We start from the raw sequence: 19,111 nt of genomic DNA, 5'->3' as shown, positions 1-19,111 counted from the left end.
TCCCTCCTTCAGTTTTCCCAGCGCGAAGGTACGCCCGTCGGCCCCGCTCGTTCGGTGACCGCGGTTACAGTTCGCGCCCTTCGGCCGTCGATGGTTATGAAGAACTGGGCGGCGGTCTGCTGGACGGCCGTCGACCAGGTTGGGTAGGCGTGGGTGGTGGCGGCCAGGCGTCCGGTGAACATGCCGGTCGCCATCGCGAGTGTGGGCTCATGGATGAGTTCGCCTGCACGTTCCGCGACGATGGTGGCGCCGAGTAGCCGGCCGCCGCCGAGGTTGCCGAGCAGCCGCCGTCGCCCGGCGACGAGCTTCACGAACCCGTCGGTGGCCCGGGCAGTCAGCGCGCGGTCCAGGCCGATCATCGGCAGTTCGGCGATCCGCGCGCCGACGGGTGCCTGAGTGGCCAGGATGCCGACCTGTGCGACCTCGGGCTCGGTGAAGACTACTTCAGGCATGACGTCCTCGCGGTACGTCGTCGGCCAGCGGCCGAGCGCATTGCCCGCTGCGATCCGGCCCATCTGGTACGCCGCATGCGTCAGCGGTGCCCGCCCTGTGACATCACCGGCCGCGTATACGCCGCGCGCGGTAGTGGCCAGGCGGCTGTTGGTCTTGACGTAGCCGCGATCGTCGGTCTCGATGCCCGCGGCGCTCAGCGCGAGGTCGGTTCCCGGGGGTCGGCGGCCGACCGCGACCAGGACGTGGGTGGCGTTCACCGTCGTACCGTCCTCGAGTTCGAGGCGTGCGCTGGGTATGACGGTCCGTGGACCGGGTTCGACGGCTTTCGGGCAGGCCTTGACGCGGATGTCGGTTCCTTCGCGGCTGAGGACCTCGGCGATGACCGCAGAGGCCTGCGGATCCTGGCCGGGGAGCAGTCGATCGGCCTGCTCGATCAGCGTCACTCGGCTGCCGAGCCGGGTGAAGGCCTGAGCGAGCTCGCAGCCGGTCGCGCCGCCGCCGATGATCGCCAGTGCCGGCGGCAGGTCGGGGAGGTCGAAGATCGCCTCGTTGGTCAGGAAACCGTTTTCGTGCAGCCCGGGAACTCCCGGCACAGCCGGTGCCGAGCCGGTCGCGATCACCACCCGGCGAGCCGTGAAGGTCCGGCCCCCGATGTCGATGCGGTCGCGGGACCGGAACCTGGCCCGCTCGATGATCACGTCGATCCCTTCGGCCCGCAGTACGTCGGCGTCCTCGGTCGCCGCGACCGCTGCGACGGTGTCACGGATCCGCTGCGCGGCCACCGGATACGGAACGCCGGTCCGCGCGGCCTCGATGAGGGTCTTCGACGGTACGCAGCCGGTGAAGGTGCAGTCCCCGCCCGGCTCGCTGTCGGAGACCAGCAGCGTCCTCGCGCCCATCGCGACTGCGGCGCGGGCTGTCCCGAGACCGGCGGCGCCCGCGCCGATCACCACCAGGTCGTAGTCGTCATTCACGCGGTTCATGATCCAGTTTCTCGGCCACGAGAAGGGCATAGCCCAGCGCGCCGTCGGCGACCGCGGTTCTCGCGGCCTCCAACACCGGAGCGGCGGCCGAGGCGTCGACGCCGTACGCCTCCAGTTTGGCGCGGGCGGTGAGGCGCAGGAACTGCAGGCGGGCTTCGATCTGGTCGATCATCCGGCCGATGGCGGCGTCGTGGTGCTCGATCTGGATCACTCGTAGTCCGGCGTCGGCGAGGATGTCGGCGTACTCGGCGGCGGGCCGGGCGTCGGCGACGCAGGCGATCCAGGCGCTCAGCGTGGTGAGTTCGGGTGGTAGCCGGTCCCGGACGGCGGTGACATCGGTGATGCCGACGCGGCCGCCGGGCCTCAGCACGCGGGCGAACTCGCGCGCAGCTGCGGGCTTGTCCGGGAAGGTGCACAGTGCGCACTCGCAGACCACGACATCGAACGCGCTGTCCGGGCAGGGCAGCATCTCGGCGTCGCCCAGCTTGAACCGGGCTCGATCAGACAGTCCGCCGGCCTGCGCGGCGCCGTTGCTGAGGGCAACGTTCGCGGGCGACAGGTCGACGCCGGTGACGGTCGCGTCGTACTCGTGGGCCAGCGTCAGCGCCGACCTGCCCCGGCCGGACGCCACGTCGAGCACCGATTGTCCGGCCTTCAGCTCGAGCGCGGTCGCGAGCCTGCGCGTCAGGGGGAGCCCGCCGGGGTGATAGGACTCGCCGAGGAGCAAGGTGACCAGATCGGATGAGTACGCGGTCGCACAGCAGGACTTGATCTCGTCGGGATTCGTCATGTCGCCCTCCGCGGATTGTTGGCGATCTTGGAGCCGTACGGCGAGTCGGCGACCAGTGGCTGGAGTTGTACGGCGTTGGGCACGACGTCGGCGACCGGTACTCCGGACATCTCCGCGCGGACCTGTTCGCGGTAGCCGACGGAGTTGTACGCGCAGAACGGGATCAGCCGGCCATCTGGGGTGATCTCCTCGACGCAGCACTTCATCAACTGGCGGACGTTGAGGGTGTAGGGGTCCTGGAAGTCCTGGACCACGATCATGAAGGCCTTGTCGCTGATCTCCTTGACCGCTTCGGGCAGGTTGATCCCGCAGGCGTCGGCGCAGTCGAGTGCTTTGGCCACATGGCGCAGCCGCTCGTCGGAGGTCTCGGTGCCGATGAACGCCGACGCGCTCCACAGCTTCTCCAATGCCTCGCGGACACCGTCCTCGGGCAGGACCCGATTGGAGACGTAGTCCAGGTAGTCCTCGACGTTGAGCAGCCGGGGGATCGGGACCAGACCGAAATCGGGTTCGCCGGGCACGCCGTCGGTGATCAGGTAGGTGATGGAGCGGCAGGTCGGGAAGCAGCACGGCACGGGGAAGAAGTCGTCGACCTGGAACCACTGCGGGAGCTGGTCGGCGATCAGGTGCAGTACGTCGGAGTTCGTCAAGCGGGTCATCGGGTCGAAGGTCGTGTGCCGGCCCGAGTGCGTGACCGGCTGGAAGGCGATCGAGCGTACGGCGGGATGGGTGAGGCCGTGGGTGATGATCGGCCCGATCTCGTGCTCGTTGACGCCCTGCGCGATCGCTGCGACCAGCGTGACTGTCAGCCCGGCGTCGGCGCAGTTGTCGAGCGCCCGCTGCTTGAGGTCGCGCAGGTCCCGGCCGCGGATCTGCTGGTGGGTCCGCTCGTCGAGGCCGTCGAACTGCAGGTAGATGTTCAGCGCGCCGCCGGGCTGGTTCCGGGCGCCGAGCTCGGCGACGAACCTGCGGTCGGAGGCGAGCCTGATGCCGTTGGTGTTCAGGTTGACGGACTTGATCGGGCGCTGCCGGGCGAGGTCGATGAAGGCGAGGATCTGTTTGTGGATGGTGGGTTCACCGCCGGAGAACATCACGACCTCGGGCTCGCCTTCGCTGGCGACGAACACGTCGAGCATCCGCTCGCATTGCTCGAGCGTGATCGAGTACCCGTCGGGTTGGTGGCCGGAGTCGGCGAAGCAGATCGGGCAGTCCAGGTTGCAGCCGGTGTTGACCTCGATGATCCCCAAACACGCGTGCTGCTTGTGTTCGGGACACAGGCCGCAGTCGCTGGGGCAGCCGTCCTTGACCTCGGTTTGAAAGGTCAGCGGGATTGTGCCTGGCTTGTTGAACCGCATCGAGGACATGTAGAGCTGCGCGTCTCCGTACACGAGCGCCTCGAACTCGCCGTGCTCGGCGCAGCGCTTGCGTAGGTAGACCTTGTCGTCGCGGATGTTGACCTGGGCATCGATCACCGTCTTGCACACGGGGCAGATCGACCGCGTCAACTCGACGAACACCTCGTCGCGGTCCCGCTTACGCCGTACCGCTTCCGTCGTCTCCTCCAGCGCGTCCGTCACCGGCGTCCCCGTCCTTTGCCGGCGGGCTGGTCGACGATGACCTCGACACCGTGCCAGAACGCCACCCGGTTCTTGATCTTGCGAGCCAACAGTGACGGATGCGGGTAGTACCAGGCGGCGTCCGGATTGGTCACCCCGTCGACGGTGATCGTGTAGTACGACGCGAGCCCCTTCCACGGGCACACCGTCTTGCTCGAACTTCGTGAGAAATACTCGCGCTTCAGGGTTTCGGGCGGAAAGTAGTGGTTGCCTTCCACCACGACGGTCTTGTCACTCTCGGCCAGTACCGCGCCGTTCCACACTGCACGCACAGACATCGAACCACTCCTTCGAGCCGACCTGACACCCCGACGCTAGACCGCAGCGTCGGCTCTGTTCGGTGACCGCGCTCACTGAAGACCGATCGGTCGACGAACCCTTTGCGGGTCGCAGGTCTGTCACAATGAGGGCATGACCGGGAGGCATGGCTCCCCGGCGGAAACGCTCGGCGGGTTGCTCACTGCTGGTCGGCGCCAGCGGTTCGTGGGTCGCGTGGCTGAGTTGGACCTCTTTCGCGCCGCACTCGACGCCGACGAGCCGGGGTTTCGGGTGCTGTTCGTGCACGGCCCGGGAGGGGTGGGCAAGAGCACGCTGCTCGATGAGTATGCGGCGGTCGCCGGTGATGCCGGCTTCTGTGTGGTCCGAGTTGACGGCCGCGATGTGCCGGGTACTCCCGGGCGTGCTGGATGCTGTTGCTGGGGTACTCGACGTGCCCGCCGGTGATGGTCCGGTCCTGGCGCCGCGCGGTGAGCGGGTGGCTCTGTTGGTGGACGGCTATGAGCGGCTCGGCCCCGTGGACGGGTGGGTGCGTGACCGGCTGTTGCCCAGGCTGCCGGCGACGTCTGTCACCGTGATGGCGGGCCGGCTGCCGCCGCGACCAGAGTGGCGCGCAGACGCTGCCTGGTCAGAGCTGCTCCGGGTGGTGTCGCTGCGCAACCTCGACCCCGACGCTACTCGCAGCTACCTGGATAGGCGCGGCGTACCCGTGCCCCGGCAGTCTGAGATTCTCACCATCACGCACGGCCATCCGCTGACGTTGTCGTTGGTCGTCGACGTGCTGGCCCACGACCCGGACGTCGCCTTGGCCGAACTGCCCACCGACCTCGTGGGCGGCTTGTTGGAGAGACTCGTGAGCGGGGTGCCGTCAGCCGAGCACCGGCGGGCGCTCGAGGTGTCCGCGGTGGCGAGGACGACTACCGAGGGCCTGCTGCGAGACGTTCTCAGTGACTCGGGCGACCCGCATGCCCTGATCCGCTGGCTGGCAGGGCTGTCGGTCGCCGAGGTCAGGTCGGACGGCGTGCTGCCCCACGACCTGGTCCGCGACCTGCTCGACGCGGATCTGCGGTGGCGCGACCCGGATGGATACCGCGAGGTGTTCCGAGCGATCCGGGCGCACGCGCTGGGACGGGTACGGCGCGGCGAGGGTCGCGAGCAGCAGCGTGCGATCGCTGACTTGAAGTTTCTGTTCCGCAATCTGCGCAGCGTCTTGTCGCCGGTGGCCTGGGAGTTCTGGGGCGATCATTATCCGGATCGGGTAGCCCTCGCGGACCGTGATGTCATCATCGAGCTGATCGGGTCCGCGGAGGGCGATCGCTCCGCGGCGCTGGCGAAGCATTGGCTCGACCGACAGCCCGCGGGATTCCACGTGATCCGGGAACCGGACGGGACCGTGCGCGGTGTGGTGGGATTGCTCGATCTGACCAACGCCAGCCGCAACGATCGCGCCGTGGATCCGGGGACCGCGGCTGCCTGGAGCTACGTTGAACGGACGGCGCCTGTGCGGGCGGGGGAGGTCGTCACCCAGTGCCGCTTCATTGTCGACGCCGAGACCTACCAGGGCCCGTCGCCAACCCTGAACGCCGTCCCGATCCTCACTCTGCAGCGTCAGCTCACCACCCCGCGTCTGGCGTGGGACTTCGTGACTCTTGCTGAGCCGGACCGGTGGGAGGAGTACTTCGCCGCTGCAGACCTGCCAAGGGCCGTTGGCACGGACTTCTTTGTGGACGGCCGTCGCTACGGGCTTTTCGCACACGACTTCCGCCGAGTTCCCGTCGAGGCGATGACCGAGCGGTGGACCGAGCGGGCACTCGCCGACGACGCCTTGCTTCTTCCGGCTGTCGCACCCGAGCCGGGGCTGCTGGTCCTCTCCCACACCGACGTCGATACAGCGGTCCGGCAGGCGATGAAGGATCTGCACCGGCCGGATCTGCTGGCCCGGAACCCGCTGCTGCGGACGCGTCTGGTCACCAGCCATCAGGGCGCGACCGGGGCCAAGGGACTGGAGGAGCTGATCCGCGCCGCGACGGCGGCGTTGGCCGGCGACCCGCGTGACGACAAACTCTTCCGCGCCCTGGACCGAACCTATCTGCGGACCTCCCGCACCCAGGAGGCCGCCGCAGCGACGCTCGGCCTGCCCTTCAGCACCTACCGTCGCCACCTCCGGCAGGGAGTCGATCGAGTCGTGGCGTCGTTGTGGCAGCGGGAGCTGGGCCGGGAGTGAGCAGAAGCGAGCAGCACCTGACCTGGTGACCGGCCTCTGGTCACCTGCAGCCTCGCAGGTGACGAGGGGACACCCCAGGAGGCTGCCATGACACCGACCCATCGCGACCGCGCCGTCGTCCTCGGCGGTAGCATCGCCGGACTCCTCGCGGCGCGAGTACTCGCCGACAACTTCGCCGAGGTGTTGATCATCGACCGCGACCCCCTCGGCCCAGAGGGTGCACCGCGCCGCGGCACCCCACAGGCGCGCCACCTTCATGGGCTACTCGCCCGCGGTCATCGCGTGCTCGAAGAGCTGTTTCCCGGGCTGACGGCCGAGCTGGTCGCCCGCGGTGCACCAGTTGGGGACATGCTCGCCAACACCCGGCTCTGCTTCGGCGGACACCGATTCCGTCAAGGACCTTCCGGGTTGACCGCACTGTGCGTCAGCCGCCCGACCCTCGAGTCGGCGGTCCGCCGCAGGGTCGTGGCACTGTCCGGTGTCCAGGTGCTCGGGCGGCGCGACGTCGTCGGCCTCACCGCGAGTCGCGACAATCGCCGGGTCGTTGGCGCCCGGGTGATCGGTCGCACTGACGGAAGCGCCGAGGAGCAGTTGCCGGCCGACCTGGTTGTCGATGCGACCGGGCGTGGCTCGCGGCTGCCGATCTGGCTTCAGTCGCTGGGTTACTTGCCTCCGGAGCAGGAGCGGGTCAGCGTCGGCGTCGGCTACGCGAGCCGTCAGTACCGGCTCCCTCCGGAGGCGCTGGGCAACGATCTCGTCGCGATCTCTGCGCCCACCCCCGCGCGGCCCCGGGGTGGCGGTCTGTCCCTGATCGAGGGCGGCCGCTGCCTGGTCACCTTGATGGGCGTCCTCGGTGACCACCCGCCGATCGGCGCGGAAGGCTTCGCACGGTTCGCGGCTGATCTCGTCCTCCCCGACGTGCACGAGATTCTGGAGGATGCCGAGCCCCTCGACGAGCCGGTCGCCTACCGCTACCCATTGTCAGTGCGGAACCGCTACGACCGGCTCACCCGCTTTCCGGACGGCTTGGCTGTCGTCGGTGATGCGGTGTGCACGCTCAACCCGATCTATGGACAAGGGATGACCATCGCAGCGCTCGAGGCGGCCGCCCTACACCGCCATCTCGCCAAAGGGCGGCCCCTTCGACCACGGGAATACCTGCGCGACGTAGGCCGGATCAGCGGGGTCGCCTGGGCTCTGGCGCTGGGCGCCGACCTGTCCTTCCCCGAGGTGAAGGGGACGCGCACACCGGCGAGCCGCCTACTCGGACTGCATGTCCGGCGGCTGCAGTCGGGCGCCGAACACGACGCGCGGCTAGGCCGAGCATTCCTGCGCGTGACCAGCCTGATGGACCCGCCACCGGCCCTCTTCCGACCATCCGTGGTGATCCGCTCCATGACCGCACACGACTCTCGAGGCAGCCAACCAGCAGGATGACCGGCCGCCCCACGCCGCGACGAGGGTGACACCCAGAATCCCACGTGGCGCGCGACAAATGTCTCTGCTCCCAGGATCGGGACCACAGCCGCCTCAATCCGGAAGAGCTGCGGCGGTGGATCGGAATGGGCTGGAACTCGCCACCCCCGACGTCTTGGCAGCCCAGCGTCGCGAACGCGCCCGCATCCGCAGCGAGAAGGGCATCCGCTGGGGCGGACGCCCCCTCAGCCCGGCCGTCTGACAGGCACCCCGGTGCACAAATGCCTTCAGAGCCTCACGTGTTGCCGACGCTGCGCGCCGAGCGTTGGCCGTCGCTCAGACCCCAGGCGATGATGCGCTCAGGATGGATGCGGATGCGCGGCTCGGGTCCGTCAATCGCCTCGGCCCGACCACGGATCTCGATGCCGCGAGGCTGCCAAGGCGGCAGTACGTCGTCGATGACAATGGCGGCTACAGGCGTGCGCCGGACATCGCGGAACTTCTTCGTGGCCGCGAAACTGTGCCCGCTGATCTCGACGGCTCCGTCCGGGGTGAGGCTCCACCCCACGGGAGTGACGTGGGGCATCCCATCAGGCCCGACCGTGGCGAGCCTGGCGAGGCGGCGTTCGCTTTGCAGGTAGTCCAGTTCCAATGTGGTGAACGTACCCATCTCTGTTCCTTCCGATCAGGCTGCGGTGGCGCGCCGTAGTCCGGGAATGAGCACGGCGGCCACGGCCAGGTGCATCGAGGCCAGGGCGAGCGCGGTGCCGGTGGATGCCTGCGCGCTGAGTACGGGACCGAAGGACACGAGCAGCACGATGCTGGACAGGACGGTCCACGCGGTACGGGCGCGGCTCGTCACGCGGCGCAGCATCGAGAACGCCGCCCAGCCGGCCAGGCTCACGACAAGCGCGGTGATCACGACCAACGGCAGACCGATCCGCATCGTCGGCTGCCCGCCCATGGTGACCTCCATGTCGGCTCCCGCAACCTTCGCGACGAGCCATACAACGGCTGGCGCAACGGCCGCCAGGGCCACGGCGCGCATCTGCTGGTTTCGGGCGGTCGGACTGTAGGTGGTGCTGGTACCGGACATGGACCGGGCTCCTTAACTTCACGCGATGTGTATTTGTTAAAGTACACACGCAGCGCACTTTCCTGCAAGAGGTAACTTCACAACCCGTGCAATTGCGTTAGGAGGTGGGGATGCCCAGGACCATCGAGCAGCCCCAGAACGCCCGCAGCCGCAGGACCGTGGCGGCGCTGCTGCAGGCAGCCCGGGAGCTCATCGAGGAGCAGGGCTTCGAAGTCCTGACCATGGCCGCGGTCGCCGAGCGGGCCGGAGTCTCGCGCCGCGGCGCCTACCTGCACTTCTCCACGCGCGGGGAACTACTCATCGCGCTCTACCGGAGCCTCGGCGACACCGAGCAACTCGCGGCCTCGTTGCAGAAGGTGTGGGACGCGCCCGATGCGCTGGCCACACTGCGGGAGTGGGCCGAGCACATCGCCAGATCCCACCCCCGGATCCTGGCCGTTCTGCGCGCCGTAGAGCGAGCCCGCCACACCGACCCTGACGCGGCCGAACTGTGGGAGACCACGCTGGCCAACTGGCGCAAGGGCAGCCACCGGGTCATCGAGCGGCTGGAGGCCGAGCGCCGCCTCTCGCCGCCGTGGACAGCCGACACCGCCACCGACATGCTGTGGGCCCTCATGTCCTTGGACATCCTGGACCGGCTGCTGACGGAACGGCACTGGTCCCGCAAGCGCCTTGCGCAGCACCTTTCGGCGCTCTTGGAAGCCGCGTTCGTCTGCCCCAGCGGCGGGGCGTGACGGCTAAACCGGCCCAGCCCTCGCGACAGAGCCACAACCCGGCCAACGGCACTAGCTGACCGGCCCGCCGGGGCCTGTGAGCCTGGTGCGTGCGACGTCGACGATGCGGGGGACTGGTGGGTAGTCGCCGAGGGTTTGGCCGCGGTGCAGGAAGCGGACTGTGCGGTCGTGGTCGAGGATCGTGAGGCCGGGGGCTTGGAGTGGGTGGTCGGTGATGCGGCCTTGGCGGGCGCGGCGGGCTCCGCGGAGGTAGTTGCACCAGGTGCCTGGCTGGAGCAGGGCCTGCCAGGGGATGTGGCGCAGGTCGAGAGCGTGGTACAGGGTGTGGTTGGGGTCGAGCAGCAGCGGGAACTCGATGCCGTGTTCCATCAGGTCTCGGGCCTGGTAGTCGGCCGCACCGCCGACGGCGATGATCTGTACGCCGAGTTGGTCGAGTTCGCCGCGTACGTCGTTGAGCTCGTGAAGGAAAGCTCTGCACGGCATACATCCGTAGTACCGGACGAGGGGAACTACCGCGGGGCGGTCGAGCAGTTCGGCCAGGGCGATCGGCTTGCCGTCGGCGTAGTACAAGGTGACGTGGGGGACCCGGTCACCGATTTGTACCAATTGGTGCATCTGTTCCTCCAAGGGGCCGGCTGGCGATGGCGTAGCCGATGGCGACTAGGGCGTACCCGCACGCGATCACCGTCAGCATCGGATAAGACTTGCCAGTGTCGGGCAGCGCGACGGCCGCGACCGCGGCCGCCGCGACGAAGGTCGCGTTGAAGAGCGTGTCGTAGAACGAGAACACCCGTCCGCGGAAGTCGTCGGTGATGTGTTCCTGCAGGATGGCTTGGACGCAGATCTGGGTGCCTTGGGCAACCACACCGAGGACTACGGCGGCGACGAGCAGCGGAGCGATCTCGTACGGCAGACCGAGCACCACCTCGACGACCGCCGCGGCGCCGTACAGTGTCGTGATCCAGGCGCGCTTCGACCAGCGCCGGGTGATGGTTGGCGTGATGACAGCGGCGAGTACGCCGCCCACGATCGACGCGGCGACCACCTGGGCGGCTCCGGCCATCCCTGCGCGCAGCGGGCCGGCGTCGGTGAAGTAGTTCCGGTACAGCAGCAGGGTCGCGATCGTCGAGATGCCGTAGAAGAAGCGGTCGACTCCGATGGCGATCATCGCAGCCGCAGCCTGGCGATGCGCGGCCACGATTCGGGCCCCGGCGACAACCTCGCGCCAAGCTGTCGCCGCGACCCGTGTCGTGGACACCGGTTTCGAGCCGGTTGGCCCGAGCGCGTCCCGATCGAATCTGGCGGTGGTGATGGCGATCGATGTGTAGACCGCGGCCGCCGCGAGAGCTGCCGTCGCTGCGGCGAGGTCCCCGCTGAGGCCCAACGCCCGCGGTGCCAGTCCGAGTGCCCCGCCGATGACGGTTGCTGTCGTACCGAGGGCTGTCCACACCGAGTTGGCGGCCACGAGCTGGGACTGCGGGACGACGTGGGGGAGGGCTGCCGAGGCGGCGGCGTTGAAGAGCCGGCCTGCACTCACGGCGACCAGCGCGAGTAGGTAGAACGGCGGTCCGCCGGGTCCTGAAACGACGAGCAGGCCTGCAACGCCCAGGACCAGAACGGCGCGAAGGACCGTGCAAGCCATCAGTACCCGAGTGCGGCGCCAGTGGTCCAGCAGGATGCCGGCGAAGGGTCCGATCAGGCTGTAGGGGAGGAGCAACACGGCAAAACCTGCGGCCGCCTGCCCGGCTGTGGTGGCGTGCTCGGGGTTGAAGAACACCGCGCCCGCCAGGCTGACGTGGAACATCCCGTCGCCCGCCAGCGCCGCCGACCGGGCCCTGGTCAGCCGACCGTAGCCGACCAATTGCCACAGCGCGTGACCGAGGACCCACCTGCGGCTCCCGGCCGCTCGGGTTGACGTCACCGTCGGTCTCCAGCACGGCTGCCCGGCATGCTGTTCACCGGGTCCCGCCGAGGAGCGACTTGAGGTGTGCGTAGCCGTGGTCGGCGAGCCGGTGCGCTGCGAGCTCGCGGTAGCCGGGGTCTGCGGTGAGACCGAGCCCGTCGACGAGGCGGTTCATCAGGTTGAACAGCCCGCACACGGAGGCCGCGTCGTGTACGGCGGACTCGTCCCAACCTGCGTCGAGTACGGCGGCGACGTCGGCGCTGGTCACCTTCGCCGGAGTGCGCGTGAGCTTGGCGACGTACCGCAGTAGAGGCCTCAGTGGTTCATCGATGGGGGCGGTGTCGACATCTTCGATGAGCGCGGTCAGCGTCCCCTCCGGTAGGCCGAAGGCCTCCGCGGTCACGGTATGGATCCCATAGCAGTAGTCGCAGGCATTCAGGCCGGATACATACGCCGCGATGAGTTCGCGCTGGGCGATGGTGAGTAGCGACGGGCTGCGCAGCAAGGCCTCGTGATACTCCAGCAAGGGAACGGCGGGCGTCGGGTAGGTACGGAACACTGTCAGCAGGACGGCGTCGGAGGGCAGGGACGGCAGGTACGACATCGCGATCTCCTTCGGCTCAACGGCTCGGCAGGTGGGTCACGACCCGGCGCAGGGGTATGGGCAGCCACCGGCCTGGGCAGGCCCACGAGGCCAGGAGGCTCTTGGCCCGGGCGATCGCCGTGGGCTCGACACCTGGCAGGTACAAGCCGTCGATCATCAGCGTTGCCTCGGTCGCGTTCGCGATCTCGCGACGGAACACCTGGCGCCGGTCGGATTCGACCACGAAGCGGTTCCAGCGCAGGAGCGGGGCCAAGCCGTCGCGCGCTTGCGGGTTCGGCCATGACTCGGAACTGATCCGCAGCGCCCGCATCACCTGAACCCAGGCGAGGACGCCTGAAATGTGCGCGAGCGGAGGCACCCCGGAGGGAACCAGTGCGACCATCGTTCCGCCCGGCCGCAGAACCCGCCGCAACTCGGCCAAGACCACGTCCAGAGGTGTGAGGACCTGCAGACACATCGCTGCGGTCACCACGTCAACAGTCTTGTCCGGCAGCGGCAGCGCGTCCGCCCGCGCGCGAACCAGTGGCCCGCGCCCCGCCGCGGCGGCGGTGCCCAGTTCGGCTGCGGAGGAATCCAGACCCAGCCAGCCGGGCCGGTGGAGTAGGTCGCGCGTGGGCGCGGACCCACAGGCGAGGTCGAGGACGCGGCCGGGCGCTTCCTCGAGTGGGTCCACCAGCCACGCGTACGGCGTTTCGCCGTGCGGACCGATCGCTCGACCCAGGATCCGCTCCGTGATGCCCGGTCGCCGGCCGTGGTAGTCCGCGAGATAGCGCCGCCAATCGACGGTGGTCACCGGATCACCCGGGTATCGGGGTTGAAGGTGACCCAGGCGAACCAGAACGTGTCGAGGTGGCGTACCGGTTCGAGCCGGCGTCCCTTCAGCGGTCCACCGGTGGCGCGCCCGAGGACATCCCACTGTGAGCCCGTCTCCCGGTCGCGGAAGCCGGTGCCGTCAGCAACGAAATGCAGCCGCCGGGTTCCCGCCATCGGACTGAAGACCCCGACGGTGCCGATGTCGCGCCCCTTGGCGATGCGTTCGTCGTCAAGCGCAGACGCCTGGCCGGGGCGGTGCCACAGGATCCGTTGCTGACCGTCGATCGTCAGTTCGACGACAGCCTTCTCGGCGATCCTAGAGCGGACCACGGCGATCGCCTCGCGGGTACCGGCGACGCCGATGACGCGCTCCTTGACGGGGAGCCGCGCGTCGGTGCTGGGCAGCTCGAAGAGCGGTTGCCCGGTCGGATCGTCGTACCCGGCGTACGGATTGCGGCCGTACGGACGCTCGTGGCCGGTCTCGCGGCCGAGTACCCAGGCGTCGGGGTGTGCGGTCCGGAAGTCGCGCCACGCCACTGCGCCCATGGGGATGGCTTGCAGGGTGGTGCCGGTGAGGATGCCGAGGGCGGCTTGGCCCGTGAGTTGGGGCCACAGCGACTCGGTTTGCCGGTCGTACATGACGAGGTTGTCGGCGTACAGGCGTCCCGACGTACCGAACGACAGCACGCGACCGGCGGCGCGGCGCTCGAACGCTACCCCGGAGTTGCACAGCGGACAGTACGTGACCGCGACCGGTCGGCCGCCGACGGTGTCGTTCACGATCTCGCGCCAGGTCATGATCTGTAGTGGGTATCCACGGGTCTCACTACCTACCGTAAGCGACAGCACCGGTTCGGCATCGGCGAGCCAGTCGACCGCCCGGGCACGGGTGAACCGCGGTTCGTCGATCGCCGGGATGCCGTCCGGGGGCGGTCCGCCGGAGAGGATCCTGGCGGGGTCGAGCAACGGTTTCGGCAGCCGCTGGTCGCGCATGTCGTCGAGCGCGGACGGACCGTCCTCCCGCGGGCCGGCAGCGACTTGAGGCAGCTCGACCTGCGCTGCCTCGTCTCGGGAGGCGCCGCTGTCCCGGTCCGTCGTGCTCGGCGAGCACGCCGTGACGGCAAGTGCGGCCACGGCCAGGAGCCTGACGATCCGTCCACGCATGACCTCAGCATCGCGCCGCCTGGACGATCGTTCGGTGATCGCGCTCACGGTTCGGCCATTTCGCCCGCTGGACGATGGGCCTGGAACTTCCGAAGCTGTCCCCAGCCGCAAGCTAGGGCGCTGCATCGTCCGAAGCTGCCGTCAGGCTCATGATCGCCGCCCTGTCCTGCGCCCGATGCCGTGGCGTCGGCACCGTGGTGACCTCAACAGGGGATCAGATACCGTCGGTGGTGGAGATCAATTGAGCGCCCCTAGCGGACGCCAGTCAGGGCTTGCTCGCAGAGCTCCGCTAGTTTGCCCCTGAGGACACTTTGCGAGTCCGCGGCACCAACCCCTGGGCCAGTAACTGCAACCGGCCGGGCCATGGACTTCGCGGCAGCGCATCCGATGTCGCAGGATGAGAATGGGGCGGGGCTGACCGACCAACTCGAGGAGATGGTCTGACTATGGTAGATCGCGACATTCCAGGCGCTAGGCCGAAGCACAACTCTGACGCGGAACTCCTCCGAGACCCGGCCGTGGCCGCTGGTCGGGCGTTGAGGGCTTGGATCGCTGAGCACCCCGACGACAGTGCCGCCGGCGGCGTTCGAATTCTGAAAGATCACAAGTCAGTCGTCGTGTATTGGAAGGGCGCCGTCCCCGCTGGCCTCCAGAGCCTGGCCGCGGCTCAGCCAGCACCGGTGACGTTCCAGGCCGCTGCGTATTCAGCCGCCGAACTCGGGGCGGCCGTGCACGAGACGATGGTCAACAACAACCCAGCCGTGTCCTCCGCCGCACCCTTGCCCGACTACTCCGGCATCCAGATCACGCTCAGCTCCAAAGCACCACCGAACACGCTCGTCCAGGCCAAAGCGAGCAGCACCATCCCGATCGTCCTCCGCGGCGTCAACGACCCCAAACCACTCGACCGTCGCACGCCATTGGCCACGAGCACCCATTGGCGAATGGCTGCCCCCCGACCTATGCACGGTGTGGAGATTCAGCCCCGTTCTTCGGCGGCAGTCTGATCAGTCTGCGAACTGTAGGCACGGTCTGTGCGACCGGTGTATCTCTCGCCGCCGGCACCTACAACTACATGTCCACGGACTGGCATTGCAGCCCGTACGGCACCGGCACTTGGGTGGCGCGTGACAGTGGCAATGTCATCGGGACGGTTAACGTCGCCGCCGGACATGTCCAAGCCGCGAGGGACTTCATGATTATCGGAACACCTTCGAACACTGGGAAGATCTGGTTCGGGGACTGGAAAACACAGACCTCGATACGGGTCGGCAGCGTGGTACGGCCCGGCCTGGGTGACCCGGTGACATGTAGCTGCGGTGTCTCTGGAAGCGGCCATTACCAATACATCGGCATTGTCGACGTCGAATGGAATATTCGTGGCCGCGTTATTGGGAAGGGTTTCTACGCCGAACAGTATGACGATCGCGACGACCCAGACTACCCAGCCACTGGCTGGGTACAGCCCGGAGATTCCGGCAGCCCACTTGTCAGCGGAGGGTCCAGCTACGATGTCCTGCAGGGTTTTCTGTCAGCCGGAGGAGTCGGTTCAGGGCCAATTTGCGCTCCCGGTCGGCACCCCGGATTCGATGGAGACCCAGACGATGGATGCTACACAGAATATTACGCAATGTATCCAGACGTCGCCATCGGCAGCATTGGCGGGCTAAAGGTCAAGACGAGCTGACCTTGTCGCAAGCCGTTGCGGGTCCAGGTCCGCGCCGAGCCGCGGCCAACCGACGTTCTCAGCCCTGCCCTGCATGAGACGGAGCAAGTCGCCGACGACGACTTCGCCCCTGGCTTGTGTGGTCATGCACGATCCGCTCCAGAACACCACGCTGACACGACTAGCTCCTCTCCGGCCCGACTCGAAGCGCGAGAAGCTCACACCCCGGCGCGCAGGCTGAGTCGCCGATCCATGTTCAGCCGCACCTCGCCGTACGGGGCGACGTGCGTCCAGAAGAAGGGTGTCAGACCGCGGTGATCCACATCGGTCATACGGTCGGCCCACTCGTCGTCGGCCAGGACGTCTTGGACCATCAGCGTGTTCACGTACACCAGCGCCGACTGCAGCACCCGGAGGCACAGCACCGACAGTTCCTGTTCGTCGCGCCGGTTGGAGGCGATGTCGCCGCCCTTGCCGAAAAAAGATCACGCTGTTGCCACCGTTCCACGACTCGACCACGTTCAGGCCTTCGTTGATTTCGCGCTGCAGGTCGCGGTCGAGCAGGTAGCGGGCGACGAACAGGGTTTTCTGGGCGCGGCCAAGCTCGATCATCGCCTGATAGGTCGGGTGGATCGCGTTGGCCTTGGTGAACCGGCGCAAGATCGCCTCCGTCGACGCGGTTCCGGACCGGATCGCAGTGGCGTACTTGATCATCTGGTCGTACTGCTCGCCTATGACGTCCCACCGGATCGGCCGGGTCAGCGCTGGCGCCAGCCGCGGGTAGGTTTCCGGCTCACCGGCTGCCGGCCGGTACAGCCTCACCATGTTGATCCGCGTGATCCTCGGCAGCAGGTCGAACCCGAGCAGGCGGGTCAGGCCGAACCCGACCTCGGACTGGCCGTGGGAGTCCACATAGTTGCCCTCGACCTCCATCGAGGTGCGGTGCCGCATCGCGCCCTCGATCATCGCCGCGACCTCCGATGCCGAGCAGTTGATTACCTGCGAGTGGATCGCCATCGACTTCTGCTCGACGTGCCAGTAGATCAGCACCCCGCGCGGCCGCCATACCGGGAATGCCACTCGGTGAAGATGTTCTGATCGAACGCCCCGAAATGGGTCGAATCGCTCGCGACCGCCGACGACCCGGCGCCCCACACCCGCTCGCGCCGGACCGCGACGGTCGCGTTCGCGATCTCGGTGGCCATCGCTCTCGCGACGTCGACCGAGAGGTAGCGGCGGCGAACGTAGCGCAGGTCGTCTTCGGAATGGCCGTGCTCGCCTCCGGAGATCGCGCGGATCCCTGTGTTGGTGCCGTAGGCATAGACAGTGAGCAGCAGCCGTTCGGCCAGCACCTCACGCTCTAGGTCACCCCGCCCCGCCGTACCGGTGACGTGGTCGATGCGGCCGGTGCGTAGCACCGCCTCCTTCAGCATGTCGATCAACGGCACCGTCCCCCACCGGGTCCTGATCTCCGCCTTCAACGCCCGCAGGTTCCGCGGCTCCGGCACGGCCTCGAGCGGGGTCAGCCTGATCGTGCCCTGCTTGCCCCGTTCACCGATCGCAACCCAGTCCAGGCCCGGCAGCTGCTCGTCCAGCGCAGCCAGCTCGGTCCGCAGCTCGTCATGCAGCTGATCGACGAACGCGGTTGGATCCAGCGGCTTTCGCAGCACCGCGTAATGCTCAACCCGGCGTTCCTCGAAGTCGGCCGGCAGATCCCGGTCGGGATTGCGCCACCGGTCCGCGCCCTCCACCCAGATCTCCTTGCAACGCAGCCGATCCCGCAACGCCTGGAACGCGCAGACCTCGGACGCCGAACGCACCACCCGCTGACGGCCCCGCTCATCGGCCCGGTACACCAGGGCTTCCCAGTCACCGACCAGACCGCGATGCTCCGGCGCGTGCTCCCCGACCGGGTAGTACGTCAACCGGGCATCGGCGTGCCGGGCCACCAGTTCCAGGGCGTCCAGCACCGGCCGGTGTTGTTCGAGCGGAACTCCAGCACCTCGAGAAGCTCGATCAGGCCGCGCCGGTAGTGGTTGGTGTACGACGCCTTCAACGTCGTCTGCACCGTCCGCCGATACACCGGCCCCTTCGTCTTGTACTCGTGCACCAGCTCCCGCAACGTCTGCTCCCCACCAGACACCGCAGGGAACACGACCTCCCGCACCGCCTCGTCCGGCGCCGCGAGTGCGGCCTCGGCGATCGAGAACAGAATGTTCTCCTTACCGGTCACCTTCTTGAAGGCGTTCACCAGCTCCTGCGTCACCCGCCGGTCCGCGCGCGCGTTGATCCGGTGCACCGTCGAGATCAACAGATCGACCAACGTGTCGGTGATCTCCCGCTCCCGCGAATGCAGCAGCGCCGCCAGCAGCGCCAGCCGCAGCTCGAGCGGATGGGTCCGCAGATGAGACGGGGACTCCACCGCTGCCCGAGCCCGCCAGCCGGCCAGCACCTTCGGCGCGACGTCGTCGAACAGGCCCGCCGGGAGCCCGATCGCGCGGACCATACGCAACTTGCGGATCTCGGTCAGCATCGACTCCAGGCTCACGTTGCCCGGCACCGACTTCACCAGCCCCAGCACGTCCTCGCCAGCGTCAACTTCGGCGGGCACATCGTTCGCGCCATCAGGATCCACGTCGACGTCGACCACCGCCTCCAACCGCGCGATCCCCGCCACCGGGATCCGGGCAGCGACCCGGCACGTCAGCGCTGTCTCGGCCTGATGCAGCGCCGAGCGAACTATCCGGTCGACCCGGCCCGGCGTCGGCGGCTCGATCCGCTCCGCTCGGCAGTGGGAGAGAAGGTGTTCACGGACCCGGGCATGATCCCGCTCGACCTCGCACACCGCGGCAGCCAGCCAAGATGTCAGCTTGTCGGCATCCTCGACCGAGCATTCGCGGAGACCTAGGTATGCGCGGATCTGGGCTCGGTGCCGTTCCCCTGTCCGGCCGAACCAGTCGTACAGGCCGAGCTCCGAGGCCGGAACCTTCACCTGGTCCGCGACGGACCGCACGACCGGTTCCGGCAGCTCGCCCCGGCCTCGCGGGAACCGGCCATCACGGGTATAGAAATTCAGCAGCAGCGCAAACCCGAGCAGGCCCGCACCACTCTTGCCCGACAGCAAGACCCGTTCGTCATCCAACAGCGTCCAGTGCTCAACAAGCTCGTCGAGCTCAACCGACCGATCCACAGGCCGTAATCCTGCTGCCGGGGAAGGTCACCCCGAATGTGGCGGCTGGTGACACGCTTGTTACCGGCACCCCTACAGCGCGGATCATCCCGGGTCGACGTCGAGCGGCGTCCTGGCATACGTACGCGACCAGGGCATCGTCGCAGCCGGCTCATTCACGATCCTGTCGGTCGGCAATTGGCG

The 19,111-nt window shown here is 68.0% G+C and carries 18 protein-coding genes and 1 pseudogene; 6 read left to right on the top strand and 13 right to left on the bottom strand.

Going from position 1 to position 19,111, the window contains the following annotated elements:
- Positions 1 to 8: 8 nt before the first annotated feature.
- The 4 genes from ABD255_RS18485 to ABD255_RS18470 are packed head-to-tail and all read right to left on the bottom strand — an operon-like array spanning position 9 to position 4,120.
- Positions 9 to 1,436 (bottom strand): dihydrolipoyl dehydrogenase family protein, encoded by a 1,428-nt coding sequence (locus ABD255_RS18485; RefSeq protein WP_344215490.1) that lies wholly within the window; start codon positions 1,434 to 1,436, stop codon positions 9 to 11.
- Complete coding sequence (locus tag ABD255_RS18480) at positions 1,420 to 2,226, bottom strand: class I SAM-dependent methyltransferase (protein WP_344215488.1); 807 nt, start codon at positions 2,224 to 2,226, stop codon at positions 1,420 to 1,422. The genes ABD255_RS18485 and ABD255_RS18480 overlap by 17 nt, the downstream gene beginning before the upstream one ends.
- A complete protein-coding gene (locus ABD255_RS18475) occupies positions 2,223 to 3,803 on the bottom strand; it encodes a radical SAM protein (protein WP_344215486.1) in 1,581 nt (526 codons plus the stop codon). Before ABD255_RS18475 ends, ABD255_RS18480 begins: the two co-directional genes overlap by 4 nt.
- Positions 3,800 to 4,120 carry a DUF427 domain-containing protein gene (locus ABD255_RS18470; protein WP_344215484.1) on the bottom strand — a complete coding sequence of 107 codons (321 nt, stop codon included), beginning with the start codon at positions 4,118 to 4,120 and terminating at the stop codon, positions 3,800 to 3,802. Before ABD255_RS18470 ends, ABD255_RS18475 begins: the two co-directional genes overlap by 4 nt.
- Before the next feature lie 133 nt (positions 4,121 to 4,253).
- On the opposite strand from ABD255_RS18470, the gene ABD255_RS43735 reads away from it, so the two are divergent.
- From ABD255_RS43735 to ABD255_RS18455, 4 genes are all read left to right on the top strand, one after another.
- Entirely contained in the window at positions 4,254 to 4,565 is a 312-nt protein-coding gene (locus ABD255_RS43735; RefSeq protein ID WP_425554453.1) for an ATP-binding protein, read from the top strand.
- Positions 4,465 to 6,342, top strand: a complete 1,878-nt coding sequence (locus tag ABD255_RS18465; protein WP_344215482.1) for a hypothetical protein — start codon at positions 4,465 to 4,467, stop codon at positions 6,340 to 6,342. Before ABD255_RS43735 ends, ABD255_RS18465 begins: the two co-directional genes overlap by 101 nt.
- An 87-nt stretch (positions 6,343 to 6,429) precedes the next feature.
- Positions 6,430 to 7,779 (top strand): FAD-dependent oxidoreductase, encoded by a 1,350-nt coding sequence (locus ABD255_RS18460; protein ID WP_344215480.1) that lies wholly within the window; start codon positions 6,430 to 6,432, stop codon positions 7,777 to 7,779.
- Between the two features lie 115 nt (positions 7,780 to 7,894).
- Entirely contained in the window at positions 7,895 to 8,020 is a 126-nt protein-coding gene (locus ABD255_RS18455; RefSeq protein ID WP_344215478.1) for a hypothetical protein, read from the top strand.
- Positions 8,021 to 8,053: 33 nt separating this feature from the next.
- Here the strand turns inward: ABD255_RS18455 and ABD255_RS18450 are convergent, their stop codons facing one another.
- Together ABD255_RS18450 and ABD255_RS18445 are read right to left on the bottom strand one after the other, a co-directional pair.
- Positions 8,054 to 8,428, bottom strand: a complete 375-nt coding sequence (locus ABD255_RS18450) for a PPOX class F420-dependent oxidoreductase (protein ID WP_344215476.1) — start codon at positions 8,426 to 8,428, stop codon at positions 8,054 to 8,056.
- A gap of 15 nt (positions 8,429 to 8,443) precedes the next feature.
- Positions 8,444 to 8,854, bottom strand: coding sequence for a DUF6069 family protein (locus ABD255_RS18445; RefSeq protein WP_344215474.1), 411 nt, complete (start codon positions 8,852 to 8,854; stop codon positions 8,444 to 8,446).
- 110 nt (positions 8,855 to 8,964) lie between these two features.
- On the opposite strand from ABD255_RS18445, the gene ABD255_RS18440 reads away from it, so the two are divergent.
- On the top strand, positions 8,965 to 9,588 hold the full coding sequence (locus tag ABD255_RS18440; RefSeq protein WP_344215472.1) for a TetR/AcrR family transcriptional regulator: 624 nt from the start codon (positions 8,965 to 8,967) through the stop codon (positions 9,586 to 9,588).
- Positions 9,589 to 9,639: 51 nt separating this feature from the next.
- Here ABD255_RS18440 and ABD255_RS18435 read toward each other — a convergent pair whose 3' ends face one another.
- The 5 genes from ABD255_RS18435 to ABD255_RS18415 are packed head-to-tail and all read right to left on the bottom strand — an operon-like array spanning position 9,640 to position 14,072.
- Positions 9,640 to 10,203, bottom strand: a complete 564-nt coding sequence (locus ABD255_RS18435; RefSeq protein WP_344215470.1) for a redoxin domain-containing protein — start codon at positions 10,201 to 10,203, stop codon at positions 9,640 to 9,642.
- Positions 10,178 to 11,509: an MFS transporter gene (locus tag ABD255_RS18430; RefSeq protein ID WP_344215468.1), complete on the bottom strand. Its 1,332-nt coding sequence runs from the start codon at positions 11,507 to 11,509 to the stop codon at positions 10,178 to 10,180. Before ABD255_RS18430 ends, ABD255_RS18435 begins: the two co-directional genes overlap by 26 nt.
- Positions 11,510 to 11,543: 34 nt before the next feature.
- Entirely contained in the window at positions 11,544 to 12,095 is a 552-nt protein-coding gene (locus ABD255_RS18425; protein WP_344215467.1) for a carboxymuconolactone decarboxylase family protein, read from the bottom strand.
- A 16-nt stretch (positions 12,096 to 12,111) separates the two neighbouring features.
- Complete coding sequence (locus ABD255_RS18420) at positions 12,112 to 12,888, bottom strand: class I SAM-dependent methyltransferase (RefSeq protein ID WP_344215465.1); 777 nt, start codon at positions 12,886 to 12,888, stop codon at positions 12,112 to 12,114.
- On the bottom strand, positions 12,885 to 14,072 hold the full coding sequence (locus ABD255_RS18415) for a DUF3179 domain-containing protein (protein ID WP_344215463.1): 1,188 nt from the start codon (positions 14,070 to 14,072) through the stop codon (positions 12,885 to 12,887). The genes ABD255_RS18420 and ABD255_RS18415 overlap by 4 nt, the downstream gene beginning before the upstream one ends.
- Before the next feature lie 680 nt (positions 14,073 to 14,752).
- On the opposite strand from ABD255_RS18415, the gene ABD255_RS18410 reads away from it, so the two are divergent.
- Complete coding sequence (locus tag ABD255_RS18410) at positions 14,753 to 15,079, top strand: hypothetical protein (RefSeq protein WP_344215461.1); 327 nt, start codon at positions 14,753 to 14,755, stop codon at positions 15,077 to 15,079.
- A gap of 659 nt (positions 15,080 to 15,738) precedes the next feature.
- Here ABD255_RS18410 and ABD255_RS18405 read toward each other — a convergent pair.
- Both ABD255_RS18405 and ABD255_RS18400 read right to left on the bottom strand, forming a co-directional pair.
- A pseudogene (locus ABD255_RS18405) lies at positions 15,739 to 17,171 on the bottom strand (Tn3 family transposase).
- A 488-nt stretch (positions 17,172 to 17,659) separates the two neighbouring features.
- The gene (locus tag ABD255_RS18400; protein ID WP_344215459.1) at positions 17,660 to 18,928 is read right to left on the bottom strand and encodes a DUF4158 domain-containing protein; all 1,269 of its coding nucleotides are present in this window, start codon (positions 18,926 to 18,928) and stop codon (positions 17,660 to 17,662) included.
- Between the last annotated feature and the right edge of the window lie 183 nt (positions 18,929 to 19,111).

It is taken from the genome of Kribbella sancticallisti, assembly GCF_039530625.1.
Taxonomy (GTDB): domain Bacteria; phylum Actinomycetota; class Actinomycetes; order Propionibacteriales; family Kribbellaceae; genus Kribbella; species Kribbella sancticallisti.
This window is presented reverse-complemented; position numbering and strand designations above follow the sequence as displayed.